The organism is Streptomyces sp. NPDC104307 (assembly GCF_055584045.1).
Genome location: NZ_JBVJMU010000005.1, coordinates 72,486 through 92,056 on the forward strand (window position 1 = coordinate 72,486; position 19,571 = coordinate 92,056).

Genomic DNA, 19,571 nt, shown 5'->3' on the forward strand with positions numbered 1-19,571 from the left:
CTACCAAGAAGGTGTCGAGATGCCCCAGCCGCAAGCAGACCCAGCCCTCTCCCTCGGCGTCGGCGTCCCCACGCACGTCGCCACGTACAACGACACGGCGGAGGACCTTCCCGTGGGTGCGCTGCACACGCTCTTCGCCGCACAGGCCGCCCGTACTCCGGAGGCTCTCGCCCTCGTCCACGAGGACCGCGGTCTCACCTACCGGGAGCTGGACGGCGCGGCCAACGCACTCGCGCACCGGCTCATCACCGACGGCCTGCGGCCCGGCGATGCCGTCGGCCTTCTCTTCGACCGCTCGTTCGCCTACGTCATCACGGTCCTCGCCGTGCTCAAGAGCGGCTGCGTGTACGTTCCCCTCGACCCCCGCCAGCCCGCCGAGCGCCTCAGCTGGATCCTCGGAAATACCGGCGCCACCCTCCTGGTGACCGACCGCGCCGCCGGGGAGACGGAGTTCGCCGACGGCCTGCCGACCCTGCGGCTCGACGACCGGAGCGCCACGGCCGACACCGCGCCCACGCCGCCCGACGTCACGGTCCACCCCGACCAGCCGCTGTACATCATGTTCACCTCGGGCTCCAGCGGCACCCCCAAGGGCGTAGTCAACACCCACCGCAACGTCGTCGAACTGGCCCTCGACCCCGGCTTCGGCGCCCACGCCCATCAGCGCGTGCTCGCCTACTCGCCGCTGCCCTTCGACTCCTCCACCTACGAACTCTGGGTCCCGCTGCTCCGCGGCGGACTGGCCGTCGTGCTGTCCGCCCCGAAGATCGACATCGGTGAACTGGCCGAAGCCATCGCCCGCCACGACGTGACCGCCGCCTACTTCACGACCGCCCTCTTCGACGCCATGGCGGGCGAGTCGATCGACGCGCTCAAGCAGCTGCGCGAGATCTGGACCGGCGGCGACGTCCTGTCCGGGGTCGCCCTCCAACGCGCCCTCGACCACTGCCCGGACACCACGTTCGTCCACGTCTACGGCCCCACAGAGGCCACGGTCTTCTGCAGCTACCAGGCCTTCACCCCCGAGACCCGCACCCTCGACCGGCTGCACCTCGGCATCCCGATGGCCAACACCGCCATGTACGTCCTGGACGCCGGACTGCGCCACACCGCCCCCGGCGAGACCGGGGAACTCTACGTCGCCGGACCGCACCTCGCCCAGGGCTACGGCCGGCTCCCGGCCATGACCGCAGAGCGCTTCACCGCCGACCCGTACGGACCCGCCGGCAGCCGCATGTACCGCACCGGCGACCTGGCCGCCTGGAACGAGCACGGCGAGATCGTCTTCCTGGGCCGCGCGGACCAGCAGGTCAAGCTCCGCGGCAACCGCATCGAACTCGGCGAGATCGAGACCGTGCTGGTCCGCCACCCCTCCGTCGCCCAGGCCGCGGTCATCGTCCGCGAGGACCGGCCCGGCGACAAACGCCTGGTGGCCTACGCCGTACCGGCACAAGCCGGCGTCCTGGACGGGGCCGAACTCCTCCGCCACGTGGGCGAACAGCTCGTCGAGTACATGGTGCCCTCGGCCGTCGTGCCGCTGGGCGCTCTGCCGCTGACCCCGAACGGCAAGCTGGACCGTCGCGCACTGCCCGCCCCCCGAGCGAACGCGGCAAGCAACGGCCGGGCCGCCCGCAACCCCGTCGAAGAGGTCCTCTGCGGGCTGTTCGCCCACTCCCTCGGCCTCCCGTCGATCGGCATCGACGACGACTTCTTCGCGGTCGGTGGTCACTCACTGCTCGCCACCCGGCTGGTGAGCCGGGTGCGCGGCGTCCTGGACGTCGAGCTGACGCTGCGGCAGTTCTTCGAGTACCCGACCGTGGCGCTGCTCGCCGAGTACGTCGCCACCGGCGGCGGCGAGCCCGCCCGCCCGGCTCTGACCGCGCAGGCGCGGCCCGAGCCGATGCCGCTCTCGGCGGCCCAGCAGCGGCTCTGGTTCCTCGACCAGCTGGAGGGCCCTTCGGCCACCTACAACATCCCGCTCGCCGTCCGGGTGCGCGGCGAACTCGACGTAACCGCCCTGGAAGCGGCGCTCACCGATGTCGCGGGACGGCACGAGAGCCTGCGCACCGTCTTCGGCCAGGCCGAAGGCCAGACCTACCAGCGGATTCTGCCCGCCGACAACGTCCGCGTGGAGCTGCCGGTCACCTCCGCCACCGAGGAGACCGTCGCCGCGCTGCTCACCGCCGAGTCGGAGCGCGTCTTCGACCTTGCGGTCGATCTGCCGTTCCGCGCCCGGCTGTTCGGCCTCGGCCGGCAGGAGCACGTCCTCCTGGTGGTCATGCACCACATCGTCTCCGACGGCTGGTCCTACCAGCCGCTCATGCGCGACCTGAGCACCGCGTACGCGACCCGCTCCCGGGGCGAGCGCCCCGCCTGGGACCCGCTGCCCGCCCAGTACGCGGACTACGCCCTCTGGCACCGAGGCGTCCTCGGTGACCCGGCCGACCGGGACAGCGTCTCCGCCCGCCAACTCGACCACTGGAAGCAGGCGTTGGCAGGCCTCCCGGAGGAGGTCACCCTCCCTACTGTCCGGCAGCGGCCGGCCGTCGCCTCCTACCGGGGCGCCACACACACCGTGCACTGCTCGGAGGCCGTGCACACCTCGCTGGCGGAACTGGCGAGCGAAACGGGCGCCTCGGTGTTCATGGTGGCGCAGGCGGCGGTCTCCACCCTGCTGTCGCGGTCCGGCGCCGGGCACGACATCCCGCTCGGCTCACCGATCGCCGGCCGCACGGACCAGGCCCTCGATGATCTCGTCGGGTTCTTCGTGAACACCCTGGTGCTGCGGACCGACACCAGCGGTGACCCGAGTTTCCGGGAGCTGCTGACCCGGGTCAGGGAGACCGACCTCGCCGCCTGGGCCAACCAGGACCTGCCGTTCGACCGGCTGGTGGAGGCCATCAACCCGGACCGCTCGGCAGCCCGGCACCCGTTGTTCCAGGTGATGCTGACGCTCACGGACGCTGCCACCCCGACACTCGTCGCCGGGGGCCTGGAGACCGAGTCGGAGTTCACCTGGCTGCGATTCGCCAAGTTCGACCTGACGTTCTCGTTCGCGGAGCATCGGACGGGTGAGGGTCGGCCGGGTGGGCTGGACATCACGATCGAGTATGCGACTGATCTGTATGACGCGCGGTCTGTGGAGTTGGCGGGTGAGCGTCTGGTGCGGTTGCTGGAGGGTGCGGCGTCGGCTCCGGATGTGCCGGTGGGTGAGTTGGAGTTGTTGTCGGCGGGTGAGCGTGAGGTGTTGTTGGGGGAGTGGTCGGGTGAGGTGACCGGTTCTCCGGGGGCTGGATTGGGGGTGTTGTTCGCGGCGCAGGTGGCGCGGACGCCGGATGCGGTGGCGGTGGTGGGTGAGGGGCGTGAGCTTTCCTACCGTGAGCTGGACGGGCTGGCGAATGCTGCGGCGCGTCGGTTGATGGGTGAGGGGGTGCGGCCCGGTGGCCGGGTGGCGTTGTTCCTGGAGCGCTCGGTGAGTGCTGTGGTGATGACGCTGGCCGTGGTGAAGGCGGGTGCGGTGTACGTCCCGTTGGATACGCGGTATCCGGCGGAGCGGGTGGAGTTGATTGTTGGTCAGTCGGGTGTGTCGCATGTGGTGACGGACCGGGACGCGGGCGTGTTGGGGGTGCCGGCCGGTGTGCGGGTGCTGGCCCCGGTGTCGGAGGGGGTGGGTGATTCCTCCGATCCGTTGGTCGCGGTGCATGCGGATCAGCCGGTGTATGCGATGTTCACGTCGGGTTCGACGGGGGTGCCGAAGGGTGTCGCCGTTACGCACCGCAACGTCGCGGATCTGGCGGCGCAGACGATGTACGCGAACGGTGCGCACAGTCGGGTGCTGTTCCACTCCGCGATGGCGTTCGACGCGTCCACGTACGAGATGTGGGTGCCCTGGCTGAACGGCGGCACCCTCGTCGTCGCCCCTGCGGGGCACCTCGACGCGGCAGCTTATGAGGGGCTGATCTCGGAGCACGGGATTACCGCGTTGTGGCTGACGGCCGGGTTGTTCCGGGTGATGGCGGAGGAGGTTCCGGAGGCGTTCGCCGGGGTGCGTGAGGTGTGGGCGGGGGGTGATGTGGTGCCGCCGGAGGCGGTGCGCCGGGTCATGGACCGTTGCCCGGAGGTGACCGTCGTGAACGGCTACGGTCCGACGGAGACGACGACGTTCGCGACGACCCACCGCATCCACCGTCCCCTCGATTACGCGGGTGCGATCCCGATCGGGGAGCCGCTGGACAACCACCGGGTGTATGTCCTGGATGAGGGGTTGCGGCTGGTCGCTCCGGGTACTCCGGGTGAGCTGTATATCGCGGGTGCGGGTCTGGCGCAGGGGTATCTGGACCGGCCGTCGTTGACGGCCGACCGGTTCGTCGCCGATCCGTACGGTCCTGCCGGTACGCGGATGTACCGGACGGGTGACCTGGTCCGCTGGAACGCCGAGGGTTCGGTGGAGTACCTGGGCCGTGCCGACCAGCAGGTCAAGCTCCGCGGCTTCCGCATCGAACCCGGCGAGATCGAAACGGCGTTGAGCGCCCAGGAGGGCGTGGGCCAGGCGGCCGTCATTGTCCGCGAGGACCGGCCCGGCGACAAACGCCTGGTCGCCTATCTCGTCGCCGCCGGCGGTGCCGGAGTCGACACGGAGGCCGTGCGCCGCGCGCTGGCCGGCGTCCTCCCCGAGTACATGGTCCCGTCCGCCTTCGTCGCCCTGGACGAGATCCCGCTCACCGTCAACGGCAAGGTCGACCGGGGCGCACTGCCCGCACCGCAGACCACAAACGACACCACGGGGCGTGCGCCCCGTGGACCGGGCGAGGAAGTGCTCTGCGGCCTCTTCGCGGAGGTCCTCGGACTGCCGTCCGTCACCATCGACGACCACTTCTTCCACCTCGGCGGGCACTCGCTCCTCGCCACCCGGCTCATCAGCCGCATCCGGCAGACCTTCGGCGTCCAGATCACCGTCAGGGACCTCTTCCAGGGCCCGACGGTGGCCGCTCTGGCCGAGTACGTCGAAGCGGGCGGCGAGCAGCAGGCCGTACAGCGCCCCGCCCTGCGGCAGGCCGACCGGCCCGAGCGGGTACCGCTCTCCTCTGCCCAGCAGCGCCTCTGGTTCCTGCACCACCTGGAGGGCCCGTCCGCGACGTACAACATTCCGCTGTCGCTGCGCCTCAAGGGCGCACTCGACACCCAGGCCCTTCAGCTCTCGCTCACCGACCTGGTGGTCAGGCACGAGTCGCTGCGCACCCTCTTCGGCATGGCGGACGACGCCGCCTACCAGTGGCAGCTCCCGGCGGCCGAGGTCGAGGTGGCACTGCCCGTCGTCGGCGCGACCGAGGAGACGTTGGAGGCGGAGCTCAGCGATCACGCCGCCCGCAGCTTCGCCCTCGAATCCGAACTGCCCTTCCGGGCCGTTCTGTTCGCGCTCGGGAGCGAGGAACACGTCCTGCTGGTGGTCATGCACCACATCGCTTCCGACGGCTGGTCCACCACCCCGCTGCTGCGGGACCTCACGGCCGCCTACACCGCACGCACCCGGGGCGGCGCCCCCGACTGGGAGCCGCTGCCGGTCCAGTACGCCGACTACACCCTCTGGCAGCGGGAACTCCTCGCGGCGGACGGGGAGCGGCAGGCGGAGTTCTGGCGCGAGACCCTGGACGGGCTGCCCGACGAGGCCACGCTGCCGGCCGACCGCCCCCGTCCGGCGGTGGCCACCTACCGGGGCACCACCCACAGCGTTCACGTTCCGGCGGCGTTGCACGAGGCGCTGACCCGGCTGGCCCGGGAGACCGGCAGCACGCTGTTCATGGTGGCCCAGGCCGCAGTAGCGACCGCGCTGTCCCGCTCCGGCGCCGGGGAGGACATCCCGATCGGCGCCCCGATCGCGGGCCGCTCCGAACAGTCCCTCGACGACCTGGTCGGCTTCTTCGTCAACACCCTGGTCCTGCGTACGGATCTCACGGGCGACCCCGGTTTCCGTGAACTGCTGACCCGGGTACGGGACGCCGACCTGGCGGCCTGGGCCCACCAGGACCTGCCCTTCGACCGGCTGGTGGAGGCCCTCAACCCGGAGCGCTCCACCGCCCGCCACCCGCTGTTCCAGGTGGTCCTCACCCTTCAGGAGGCCGTCACCCCCACCGTCGAACTGCCGGGAATCTCCGCCGAGTCGGGCTTCACCTCGCTGGACATCTCCAAGTTCGACCTGACCTTCTCCTTCCATGAGCACCGCACGGCGGACGGCAGCCCGGACGGGATGGACATCAGGGTCGAGTACGCCACCGACCTGTACGACGCCGGCACCGTGGAGGCGGTCACCGGCCGGCTGGTCCGGCTGCTGGCAGACGCCGTCGAGCGCCCCGAAGTCCCAGTCCGTGAGCTCGACTTCATCGGCCCCGACGAGCGGCACCAGCTGCTGGAGGGGTGGAACGGCACGATCACTGCCTCCCCCGAAGTCGGGCTCGCGGAGCTGTTCGCCGCGCAGACCGCCCGCACCCCGGACGCGATCGCCGTGGTCGACGGTGTCCGGGAGCTGACCTACGCGGAGCTGGACGCGGACGCCAACCGGCTCGCCCGTCACCTCGTGGGCCTCGGCGTCCGGCCGGAGAGCGTCGTCGCCGTCCTGATGGAGCGGTCGGCGGACCTGCTCACCGGGCTCCTCGCGGTGGTCAAGGCCGGCGGCGTCTACGCCCCGCTCAACACCGCGGACCCGGACAGCCGCCTGCTGCGGATCCTCGCGGAGACGGGTGCGCCCGTCCTGCTCACGGACAAGGTGCTGGCGGAGCACCCGGTGGTGGCCCGGACCACCGCGGCGACCGTCGTGCTCGACGGGGCCTCGGGCTTCGCCCACCTTCCGTCGACGCCGCCTGCCCTGCCCGCCCACCCCGACCAGTGGCTGTACGTGATGTTCACGTCCGGTTCCACGGGGGTGCCGAAGGGTGTCGCGGTCACCCACCGCAACGTCGCGGACCTGGCCGCGCAGACCATGTACGCCAACGGCGCCCACACCCGGGTGCTCTTCCACTCGCCGCACACCTTCGACGCCTCAACACACGAGATCTGGGTGCCGTGGCTGAACGGTGGCGCGGTCGTCGTGGCACCTCCTGGCTACCTCGACCCCGGAACCCTGGGCGGACTGCTCACCGAACGCGGGATCACCTCACTGTGGCTGACGGCCGGACTGTTCCGGGTGATGGCGGAGGAGGTGCCGGAGGCGTTCGCCGGGGTGCGTGAGGTGTGGGCGGGGGGTGATGTGGTGCCGCCGGAGGCGGTGCGCCGGGTCATGGACCGCTGCCCGGAGGTGACCGTCGTCAACGGTTACGGTCCGACGGAGACGACGACGTTCGCGACGACCCACCGCATCCACCGCCCTCTCGACTACCCGGGTGCCATCCCCATCGGGGAGCCCCTGGACAACCACCGGGCGTATGTGGTGGACGAGGGGCTGGGGCTCGTACCCCCGGGCACCCCCGGCGAGCTGTACATCGCCGGCGCCGGTCTCGCCCGCGGCTACCTCGGCCGTCCGGGCATGACGGCGGAGCGCTTCGTTGCTGACCCGTTCGGCGAGCCGGGTACGCGGATGTACCGGACGGGCGACCTGGTCCGCTGGAACGCCGAAGGCTCGCTCGAATACCTCGGGCGTGCCGACCAGCAGGTCAAGCTGCGCGGCTTCCGCATCGAACTGGGCGAGATCGAGACGGCGTTGACCGCCCATGCGAGTGTGGGCCAGGCGACCGTCGTCGTGCGGGAGGACCGGCCCGGTGACAAACGCCTCGCCGCCTACCTCGTCGCCACCGAAGGCGCCCGCATCGACGTGGCAGAGCTACGGGCCCACATCACGGCCGCCCTGCCCGAATACATGGTCCCGGCCGCCTTCGTGGTCCTCGACGAGATTCCGCTCACGACCAACGGGAAGGTCGACCGGCGCGCCCTGCCCGCACCCCAGGTCGCTCACGCGGCAAACGGGCGTGCGCCGCGCACACCGCAGGAAGAAGTGCTCTGCGGTCTCTTCGCGGCCGTCCTCGGACTGCCGTCGGTCACCATCGACGACCACTTCTTCCACCGGGGCGGCCACTCGGTGCTCGGCACCCGGCTGATCAGCCGCATCCGGCGGGCGTTCGGCGTCCAGCTCGGGGTGAAGGACCTGTTCCGCAACCCGACCGTGCTCGCCCTCTCGGAGTGCGTCACCGAGAGCAGCGGCGAACTGCCCCGGCCGGCCCTGATGCCGGAGGAGCGGCCGGAGCGCATCCCGCTCTCCTCCGCCCAGCAGCGGCTGTGGTTCCTCGACCAGATGGAAGGCCCGTCCGCCACCTACAACATCCCCCTCGCCCTGCGTCTCAGGGGCTCCCTCGATCTTCGGGCACTCCAACTGGCCCTCACCGACCTCACCACCCGCCACGAAGGCCTGCGCACCGTCTTCCCCACCCACGAGGGCACCCCGCACCAGCACGTCCTGCCCCCGGCCGACATGGAACTGCCCCTGATCAACACCACTGAGGAGGAGCTCACCGCACGGCTGGCGGCCCTCTCGGCGGCCACCTTCGATCTGGCCGTCCAGCCGCCGATCCGCTCGCACCTGGTCTCGCTGGGCGAGCAGGAGCACATCCTGCTGGTGGTCATCCACCACATCGCCTCCGACGGCTGGTCCAACGGCCCGCTCTTCCGTGACCTGGCCACCGCCTACGAAGCCCGCACCGAGGGCGTCGCCCCCGCATGGGAGCCGCTCCCCGTCCAGTACGCCGACTACTCGCTCTGGCAGCAACGGCTTCTGGGCAGCGACGAGGAACGCCAGCTCGACTACTGGAAAACGGTGTTGGCGGAGCTTCCGGAGGAGGCCACGCTTCCGTCCGACCGGCCCAGGCCGGCCACCGCGTCCAACCGGGGCACCACCCACACCGTGCACTGCACGGCCGGGCTGCACGATTCGCTCACCACGCTGGCCCAGGACACCGGCAGCACCCTGTTCATGGTGGCGCAGGCGGCGGTCTCCACCCTGCTGTCGCGGTCCGGCGCCGGGCACGACATCCCGCTCGGCTCACCCGTCGCGGGACGCACCGACCCGGCTCTCGACGATCTCGTCGGGTTCTTCGTGAACACCCTGGTGCTGCGGACCGATACCAGCGGCGATCCGAGTTTCCGGGAGCTGCTGACCCGGGTGCGGGAGACCGACCTTGCCGCCTGGAGCCACCAGGACCTGCCGTTCGACCGGCTCGTCGAAGCCCTCAACCCCGAGCGCACCACTGCCCGGCACCCCCTCTTCCAGGTAATGCTCACCGTCGGCGACATGTCCGCAGAGGCTCCCGAACTCCGCGGCCTGGAGGCGGAGTACGAGTTCTCGAAGGTGGAGATCGCCAAGTTCGACCTCACCTTCGGCTTCGCGGAGCATCGGACGGGTGAGGGTCGGCCGGGTGGGCTGGACATCACGATCGAGTATGCGACCGATCTGTATGACGCGCGCTCTGTGGAGTTGGCGGGTGAGCGTCTGGTGCGGTTGCTGGAGGGTGCGGCGTCGGCTCCGGATGTGCCGGTGGGTGACTTGGAGTTGTTGTCGGCGGATGAGCGCGGTCTGCTGCTGGGGGAGTGGTCGGGTGAGGTGACCGGCTCTCCGGGGGCGGGGCTGGGCGTGTTGTTCGCGGCGCAGGTGGCGCGGACGCCGGATGCGGTGGCGGTGGTGGGTGGAGAGCGTGAGCTTTCCTACCGTGAGCTGGACGGGCTGGCGAATGCTGCGGCGCGTCGGTTGATCGGTGAGGGGGTGCGGCCCGGTGGCCGGGTGGCGTTGTTCCTGGAGCGCTCGGTGAGTGCTGTGGTGATGACGCTGGCCGTGGTGAAGGCGGGTGCGGTGTACGTCCCGTTGGATACGCGGTATCCGGCGGAGCGGGTGGAGTTGATTGTTGGTCAGTCGGGTGTGTCGCATGTGGTGACGGACCGGGACGCCGGTGTGCTGGCCGTGCCGGCCGGTGTGCGGGTGCTGGCCCCGGCGTCGGAGGGAGTGGGTGATTCCTCCGACCCGATGGTCGCGGTGCATGCGGATCAGCCGGTGTACGCGATGTTCACGTCGGGTTCGACGGGGGTGCCGAAGGGTGTCGCGGTCACGCACCGGAATGTGGCGGATCTGGCCGCGCAGACGATGTACGCGAACGGTGCGCACAGTCGGGTGCTGTTCCACTCCGCGATGGCGTTCGACGCGTCCACGTACGAGATGTGGGTGCCCTGGCTCAATGGCGGCACCCTCGTCGTCGCCCCCGCTGGACACTTGGCCCCGGCCGACTACCAGCGGCTGCTGGCCGAACACGGCATTACCGCGTTGTGGCTGACGGCCGGGTTGTTCCGGGTGATGGCGGAGGAGGTTCCGGAGGCGTTCGCCGGAGTGCGTGAGGTGTGGGCCGGTGGTGACGTGGTGCCGCCGGAAGCGGTGCGACGGGTCATGGACCGTTGCCCGGAGGTGACGGTCGTCAATGGTTACGGTCCGACGGAGACCACCACCTTCGCCACCACCCACCGCATCCACCGCCCCCTCGATTACGCGGGTGCCATTCCCATCGGGGAGCCGCTGGACAACCACCGGGTGTACGTGCTGGATGAGGGGCTGCGGCTGGTGGCCCCGGGGACTCCGGGTGAGTTGTATATCGCGGGTGCGGGTCTGGCGCAGGGGTATCTGGACCGGCCGTCGTTGACGGCCGACCGGTTCGTCGCCGATCCGTACGGTCCTGCCGGTACGCGGATGTACCGGACGGGTGACCTGGTCCGCTGGAACGCCGAGGGTTCGGTGGAGTACCTGGGCCGTGCCGACCAGCAGGTCAAGCTCCGCGGCTTCCGCATCGAACCCGGCGAGATCGAGACCGTACTCGTCGGCCGGCCCGGCGTGGCCCAGGCCACCGTCGTCGTGCGGGAGGACCGGCCCGGCGACAAGCGCCTCGTCGCCTACCTCACCGCCGTGGACGGCGCGGGGATCGAGCTCGGCGACGTACAGCGGCAGGTGTCCGGGCTGCTGCCCGACTACATGGTCCCGTCCGCCTTCGTGGTCCTGGACGAGATCCCGCTCACCGTCAACGGCAAGGTCGACCGGCGCGCCCTGCCCGTACCGCAGACCGTCAACGACACCACCGGGCGCGCACCGCGTACCGCCAAGGAAGAAGTGCTCTGCGGCCTCTTCGCGGAGGTCCTCGGACTGACCTCGGTCACCATCGACGACCACTTCTTCCACCTCGGCGGGCACTCGCTCCTCGCCACCCGGCTCGCCGGCCGGATCCGCACCGTACTCGGGGTCGAACTCTCCGTGGCGACCCTCTTCGAGAACCCGATCGTGGCCACGCTCGTCGAGAAGCTCGACGGCGCCTCGGCCGCGCGGCCCAGACTTCGGCCGATGCGCCGGATGGGAGCGACCAAGTGATTCCTCTGTCCTTCGCCCAGCAGCGGCTCTGGTTCATCGCACAGATGGAAGGGCCGTCGACCACCTACAACATCCCGCTCGCCGTGCGTCTGAACGGCGAACTCGACCGCCCGGCCCTTCGGTCGGCGCTCCTGGACCTGGTCGGCAGGCACGAGAGCCTGCGGACCCTCTTCCCCGACCAGGACGGCACCCCGTACCAGCGCATCCTCGCCGAGGAAGAGGTGGAGCTCCCGCTCGACGTCGTACCGGCCGACGCCACAACGCTGCCGGCCGTCCTCGCTCAGGAGTCCGCGCAGGTCTTCCACCTCGCCGTGGACCTGCCGGTCCGGGCGCGGCTGATCGCCCTCGGTGAGCGGGAGCACGTCCTGCTCATCGTGATGCACCACATCGTGTCCGACGGCGGCTCGACCGCTCCTCTGCTCCAGGACCTCGCCACCGCCTATGAGGCACGGGTCCGGGGCGCCGTGCCCGACTGGGAGCCGCTGCCGGTCCAGTACGCCGACTACACCCTCTGGCAGCAGGAGCTGCTGGGTGAGAGCGACGACCCCGAGAGCGCCGGATCACGGCAACTGGACTTCTGGCGCTCGGCCTTGGCGGACCTGCCCGAGGAGGGAACGCTGCCGGCCGACCGGCCGCGCCCCGCATCTGCCTCCTACGTGGGCGCCACCTGCGACGCCCGGCTGCCCGCCGACGTCCACGCCGGTCTGACCCACCTCGCGCGGGAGTCCGGCGCCACGCTGTTCATGGCGGTCCAGGCCGCCGTCGCGACCGCCCTGTCGCGTTCCGGCGCCGGCCTCGACATCCCGATCGGCTCCCCGGTGTCCGGGCGCATCGACGAGGCGCTCGACGGGCTGGTCGGCTTCTTCGTCAACACCCTGGTGCTGCGTACGGACGTCACGGGCGACCCGAGCTTCCGCGAACTGCTCTCCAGGGTCCGCAGGACGGATCTGGCCGCCTGGGACAACCAGGACCTGCCCTTCGACCGGCTGGTCGAGGTGCTGAACCCCGAGCGCTCCGCCTCCCGCCACCCGCTGTTCCAGGTGATGCTCACCATGGGGGAGGCCGGCTCCGACGTCATCGGGTTCCCGGGGCTCGACGCCCGGACCGAGTACAGCGCCCTGCAGATCGCCAAGTTCGACCTGACGTTCGGCTTCGCCGAGCACCGCACCCGCGACGGCCGGCCGGACGGTCTCGACATCACCATCGAGTACGCCACCGACCTCTACGACGCCCGGACGATCGAGGCGCTCATGGCGCGGCTGAACCGGCTCCTGGAGGCCGTGGTCACCTCGCCCGACTCCCCGCTGTCCGTCCTCGACCTGCTGGGCGAGCACGAGCGGCGGCTGCTCCTGGAGGAGCGGAGCGGCGCCGCCACCGGCTCGTCCGGGAAGAGCCTGGCAGAGCTGTTCGCCGCCCAGGCCGCCCGCACCCCGGACGCGATAGCCCTGGTGGACGAGGACCGCGACCTGACCTTCGCCGAACTCGACGAGGCCACCAACCGGCTGGCCCACCACCTCATCGGCCTCGGCATCCGGCAGCACGACGTGGTCGCCGTCCTGATGGAGCGGTCGACCGACCTGCTCACCGCTCTGCTCGCCGTCGTCAAGGCCGGGGCCGTGTACGCGCCGCTGAACACCAGCGACCCCGACAGCCGGCTCGTCCGGATCCTCGCCGACACGGGGGCGCCGGTCCTGCTCACCGATCAGGCGCTGTCGGACCACCAGGTCGTCCTTGACGCCGAAGCGCAGGTCGTCGTGCTGGGCGCCGGCACAGCGCTGGGCCACCTTCCCGCCACCGCGCCGGCCCGCTCCATCCACCCCGACCAGCCCGTCTACGCGATGTTCACGTCCGGCTCGACGGGGGTGCCGAAGGGCGTCGCGGTCACCCATCGCAACGTCGCGGACCTGGCCGCGCAGACCATGTACGCCAACGGCGCCCACCGGCGCGTGCTGTTCCACTCGCCGGCCGCCTTCGACGCCTCGACGTACGAGATCTGGGTCCCGTGGCTGAACGGCCGCACGGTCGTGGTGGCACCGCGCGGCCACCTCGCCCCGGCCGACTACCAGCGGCTGCTGGCCGAGCACCGCGTCACCGCGCTCTGGCTGACGGCCGGGCTGTTCCGGGTGATGGCGGAGGAGGCGCCCGCGGCGTTCGCCGGGGTCCGCGAGGTGTGGGCGGGCGGCGACGTGGTGCCGCCGGAGGCGGTACGCCGCGTCATGGACCACTGCCCGGAGGTGACCGTCGTCAACGGCTACGGACCGACGGAGACCACCACCTTCGCCACCACCCACCGCATCCACCGCCCCCTGGACCACGCGGGAGCCATCCCCATCGGGGAGCCCCTCGACAACCACCGGGCCTACGTCCTGGACGCCGCCCTGCAACTCGCCGCGCCCGGCGCCCCCGGCGAGCTGTACGTCGCGGGGGCCGGTCTGGCGCAGGGCTACCTCAACCGTGCCTCGCTGACGGCGGAGCGCTTCGTCGCGGACCCGTTCGGTCCTGCCGGTACGCGGATGTACCGGACCGGAGACCTGGTCCGCTGGAACGCCGGAGGCTCGCTCGAATACCTGGGCCGGGCCGACCAGCAGGTCAAGTTGCGCGGCTTCCGTATCGAACTGGGCGAGATCGAGACGGCGTTGACCGCGCACGAGAGTGTGGGCCAGGCGACCGTCGTCGTCCGGGAGGACCGGCCCGGTGACAAACGCCTCGCCGCCTATCTCGTCGCCACCGAAGGCGCCCGCATCGACACGGAGGCCGTGCACCGCGAGATCTCCGGCGGACTCCCGGAGTACATGGTCCCGGCGGCCTTCGTGGTCCTGGACGAGATCCCGCTCACCGCCAACGGCAAGGTCGACCGGCGCGCCCTGCCCGCACCGCTGCTGACCGCCGACGCCGGGGGCCGCCCGCCCAGGACGCCGGCGGAAGAAGTCCTGTGCGGCCTCTTCGCGGCCGTGCTCGGACTGCCGTCGGTCACCATCGACGACCACTTCTTCCGGCGTGGCGGACACTCCCTGCTCGCCACCCGCCTCATCAGCCGCATCCGTGCCGTCTGGGACACCGAGATCACCATCCGGGACCTGTTCCAGTACGCGACGGTCGCGCAGCTCGCCGAGCGGATCGCGGCCGAGGGCAGCGGGGAGCAGCGCCCCGCGCTGACACCGCAGGAGCGGCCGGAGCGCGTACCGCTCTCCTCCGCCCAGCAGCGGCTGTGGTTCCTCGACCAGCTGGAAGGTCCCTCCGCCACCTACAACATCCCCCTCGCCCTGCGCCTCAGGGGCACCCTCGACCACGAGGCGCTCCAGCTGGCCCTCACCGACCTGATCACCCGTCACGAAGGCCTGCGTACCGTCTTCCCCACCCACGAGAACACGCCCTACCAGCACGTGCTGCCCCCGGCCGGCCTCGACCTCCCGCTGATCGGCACCACGGAGGAGGCACTTCCGGAGCGGCTCGCCGCCGAGGCGGCCCGTACCTTCGACCTGGCAGCCGAAATCCCCTGCCGGGCCCGGCTGCTGAGGATCGGGGCAGCGGACCACGTACTCCTGCTCGTGATCCACCACATCGCCTCCGACGGCTGGTCCAACGGCCCGCTCTTCCGTGACCTGGCCACCGCCTACGAAGCCCGCACCGAGGGCACGGCCCCCGCCTGGGAGCCGCTGCCGGTCCAGTACGCCGACTACACCCTCTGGCAGCAGGGGATCCTGGAGCGCGACGAGGACCGTCAGCTCGACCACTGGCGCGAGGTGCTCGCGGACCTGCCGGAGGAGTCCACCCTCCCCGCCGACCACGCCCGTCCCGCAGCCGCCTCCAACCGGGGCCGCACCCACGCCGTGCGCTGCCCCGCCGAACTGCACACCGCCCTGATGTCGCTGGCCCAGGACACCGGGACCACGTTCTTCATGGTGGCCCAGGCAGCCGTCGCGACGCTGCTCGCCCGCTCCGGTGCCGGGCACGACATCCCGCTCGGCTCACCCGTCGCCGGGCGCACCGACCAGAAGCTCGACGACGTCGTCGGGTTCTTCGTCAACACCCTGGTCCTGCGCACCGACACGAGCGGCGACCCGACCTTCCGGGAGCTGCTGACCCGGGTCCGGGAGACCGACCTCGCCGCCTGGGCCCACCAGGACCTGCCGTTCGACCGGCTCGTCGAAGCCCTCAACCCCGAGCGCACCACCGCCCGGCACCCCCTCTTCCAGATCATGCTCACCGTCGGCGACACCAGTAACGAGGCGCCGCAACTGAGCGGACTGGAGAGCGAGTTCGCCACCCCGGCGGCCTCGGTTGCCAAGTTCGACCTCACCTTCGCCTTCGCGGAGAACCGCACCGCCGACGGCCGCCCCGACGGCCTCGACATCCTGATCGAGTACACCACCGACCTCTACGAGGCACGCACCATCGAAGCCACCGCGGACCGGCTGGTCCGGCTCCTCACCGGGGCCGTGGCAACCCCCGACCTGCCGCTCGCGGAACTGGAGACCGTCTCCGAGGACGAGCACGGCCGGCTGCGGGAGTGGAGCGGCGTCCGTTCGCCCGCGCCGGTCCTGGCACTCGACGCGCTGTTCGCGCGGCAGGCCGCCCGCACACCGCACTCGGTGGCGCTGGTCCACGAGGAACAGCAGGTCACCTACCAGGAGCTGGACATCTGGTCCAACCGGCTGGCCCGCCACCTGACATCACGTGGCGTCACACCGGGCTCCGTCGTCGCCATCCACCTGGAGCGCTCCCCGCAGCTCATCGCCTCGCTGCTCGCCGCCCTGAAGGCCGGGGCCGGATACACGCTGCTCGACCCGCAGTTCCCGGCCGACCGGCTGAACACCGTGCTCGGCCAGACCAATCCGGCGGCGCTGGTCACCCAGGCCCATCTGACGGCCCTGTCGACCCGGGCCACCGTCGTCGACCTGACCGAGGAGATCCCCGCCATCACCGCCCTGCCCGGGACACCGGTCGAGACGGGCGGACACCCCGAATCCATCGCCTGCGTGATGTTCACCTCCGGTTCGACCGGACTCCCCAAGGGGGTGGCCGCCTCCCACCGGGCACTGGCCGCCACCTTCATCGGCCCCGACTACCTGGACTTCGGACCCGAGCAGACCTACCTGCAGAGCTCGCCGGTCTCCTGGGACGCGTTCGCCCTGGAGGTCTTCGGACCCCTGCTGCACGGCGGGGTCTGCGTCCTGCAACCGGGCCAGCACACCGACCCGCACCAGATCGCGGAACTGGTCGAACGGCACCAAGTCACCACCCTCCAGATGTCGGCGAGCCTGTTCAACCACATGCTCGACGAGCACCCGGTGGTGTTCTCCCGGATCAAGGAGGCGATGACCGCCGGTGAGGCGGCCTCGCCCGCCCACACCGCCAAGGCGCTGGCCGACCACCCCCACCTCCACCTGGTCAACGGCTACGGGCCCGCCGAGAGCATGGGCTTCACCACCGCCCACACCCTCACCCGGCCCGCCCCCGCCATCCCGATCGGGCGGCCGATCGCCGGCAAGCACGCCTACGTCCTGGACGAGAACCTCCGGCTGCTGCCCCCGGGCGTCCCCGGCGAGCTCTACGTCGCCGGGCACGGACTCGCCCACGGCTACATCGGGCAGCCCGTACTGAGCGCCGAACGCTTCGTCGCCGACCCGCACGGTGCGCCCGGCTCCCGGATGTACCGGACCGGCGACCTGGCCCGCTGGAGCCAGGACGGCGCGCTGGAGTATTTCGGCCGGGCCGACCAGCAGATCAAGTTGCGGGGCTTCCGCATCGAGCCGGGTGAGATCGAATCGGCGCTGCTGCGGCACCCCTCCCTCGCGCAGGCGGCGGTGCTGATCCGGGAGGACCGGCCCGGTGACAAGCGCCTGGTGGCCTACGTGGTGCCCACGGAGGGCAGCACTCCCGACGCCTCGGAACTGCGCCGGCACGCGGTCGCCGCACTGCCCGAGTACATGGTGCCGGCCACCATCGTGCCGCTGGACGCACTGCCCCTCACGGTCAACGGCAAGCTCGACCGCCGCGCCCTGCCCGAACCGGCGCAGTCCTCCACCGGCGGCGGCCGGGCACCGCGTACCCCGGCGGAGGAAGTCCTGTGCGGGCTCTTCGCGGCGACCCTCGGGGTGCAGTCGGTCACCATCGACGACCACTTCTTCCAACTGGGCGGCCACTCACTGCTCGCCACCAAGCTGATCGGCCGGATCCGCTCCGTCTGGGAGACCCGGGTCACCATCCGCGACCTGTTCCAGTACCCGACGCCCGCGCTGCTCGCCGAACACATCGCCTCCGACACGAGCGGCGACCCGATGGAGACGCTGCTGCCGATCCGGGCCGCTTCCCCCGAGGCCGATGAGGCCCCGCTGTTCTGCGTCCACGCGATCTCCGGGATGAGCTGGTCGTACGCCGGACTGCTCCGGCACATCGGCGGACGGCGGCCGCTGATCGGCCTCCAGGCCAAGGAGCTGACGAACCCGGCGGACCGGCCGGCCGGCATCGAGGAGATGGCCGACGGCTATGTGGCCGAGATCCGCTCGGTCCAGGCCCACGGCCCGTACCACCTGCTCGGCTGGTCCTTCGGCGGGCTGGTGGCGCACGCGGTCGCGGCCCGGCTGGAGGAGCAGGGCGAGCGGGTGGCCCTGCTGGCGCTGCTCGACTCCTACCCGCTGCCCGACGGTTTCCGGCCCCCCGCCGTCACCGGCCGCGAGGTGCTGACCGCGCTGCTCGGGGGCCGGGGCGCCGAACTCGACGTGCGGTGCGCCGACAGCGCCCCGGACGCGGCGGAGCTGGCCGCCGTGCTGCGCGCGGAGGACGCGATCCTGGGCGCGCTGGAACCTGCCCAGGCCGCCTCCGTCGTCGCGGTCACGGCCGGGAACCTGGAGATGCGCTACCGGTACGTGCCGCAGCGGCGGTTCGGCGGCGACGCGGTGTTCCTCAACGCCGCCCGCACACCCGCGGAGACGACCGGCGCGGAGGCCTGGGCACCCCATGTCCTGGGCCGGGTCGAGGAGTACGACATCGACTGCGCGCACTGGGACATGACCACCGCGGAGCCGCTGCGCGAGATCGGAAAGGTGCTGGCGGAGGAGTTGCGCGGAGCACGTCACTGACTCTCCGCGACACCGCACAGGTGCCCGGGACCGCCCACCACGGTGGCCCCGGGCACCTCTGCGTGTGCGGCCGGCCGGGGCGGCACCCCAAGTTGCCCGCGGGCTGCCGCTCATGCCGCCGGGCGGCAGGTTCCGGCCTGCATAGCGTGAAGCCATCCGCAGGCCACGGTCCCGGCAACAGAAAGTCAAGGAAATGGTTGATCATTCCGGCTGGCGTGTCGGGGTAGCCTCAGCCCCCGTCCACCACGGTGAGATCCTGCAAGGCGTGTTCACCGGTGACGGAGGGCTCACCCGAGGTCTCGTCACTCTTCCCTGCACCATTCACGCGACCCGCGCGACGTTCATCCCCGCCCCCGGCGACGAGGTCACCGTCACGCCGCACTGGAAGGGCAAGGCACGGCGCGCGGCCGAACTCGCGGTCCGCGCGGTGACCCCGCCGGGCGCAGAGCCGGCGGGCGGCCACCTCGACCTCACCGGTGACGTACCGCTGTGCCGGGGCTTCGGCTCCTCCACGAGCGATGTGCTCGCCGCCATCTGGGCGGTCAAGGACGCGTTCGTCAGCCCGCTGCCGCCGCAGGAGGTCGCCAGGATCGCGGTACGGGCGGAAACCGCCTCCGACTCCCTGATGTTCGAGGAGTCCACCGTCCTGTTCGCCCAGCGCGAGGGCACGGTGATCGAGGACTTCGGCTACCGGATGCCGGCCCTGCGGATCCTCGGCTTCGGCTCACGGCCCGAGGGCGGCGGGCGCGGCGTGGACACCCTGGCCTTCTCACCGGCCCGCTACGGGCAGGACGAGATCGACCTCTTCACCCGGCTGCAGTCCATGCTCCGGGAGGCCATCCAGATGAAGGACGTGGCCCTGCTGGGCTCGGTGGCCACGGCCAGCACGGAGATCAACCAGCGCCATCTGCCGATCCCGCGGCTCGACCGCATCCGGGACATCGCGCGGACCACCGGAGCCGTCGGAATCCAGGCGGCACACAGCGGGGACATCGCCGGACTCCTCTTCGACCGGGACGACCCCGAGGTCGAGGCGCGCACCGGCACGGCCCAGGACCTCCTGCAAGAGCTCGGAATTCACGAGCAGTGGAACTACACAACGGGTGACTGAC

General features: G+C 71.3%; 3 protein-coding genes. All 3 read left to right on the forward strand.

Annotated features, from left to right (window positions below):
- Positions 1–19 precede the first annotated feature (19 nt).
- The 3 genes from ACZ601_RS15560 to ACZ601_RS15570 all read left to right on the forward strand — a co-directional run bounded on the left by ACZ601_RS15560 (position 20) and on the right by ACZ601_RS15570 (position 19,570).
- Positions 20–11,377, forward strand: coding sequence for a non-ribosomal peptide synthetase (locus ACZ601_RS15560; protein ID WP_469537745.1), 11,358 nt, complete (start codon positions 20–22; stop codon positions 11,375–11,377).
- Positions 11,374–18,459 carry an amino acid adenylation domain-containing protein gene (locus ACZ601_RS15565; protein WP_469537748.1) on the forward strand — a complete coding sequence of 2,362 codons (7,086 nt, stop codon included), beginning with the start codon at positions 11,374–11,376 and terminating at the stop codon, positions 18,457–18,459. Before ACZ601_RS15560 ends, ACZ601_RS15565 begins: the two co-directional genes overlap by 4 nt.
- 265 nt (positions 18,460–18,724) lie before the next feature.
- Positions 18,725–19,570 (forward strand): GHMP family kinase ATP-binding protein, encoded by an 846-nt coding sequence (locus tag ACZ601_RS15570; RefSeq protein ID WP_311306909.1) that lies wholly within the window; start codon positions 18,725–18,727, stop codon positions 19,568–19,570.
- The last annotated feature ends 1 nt before the right edge of the window (position 19,571 follow it).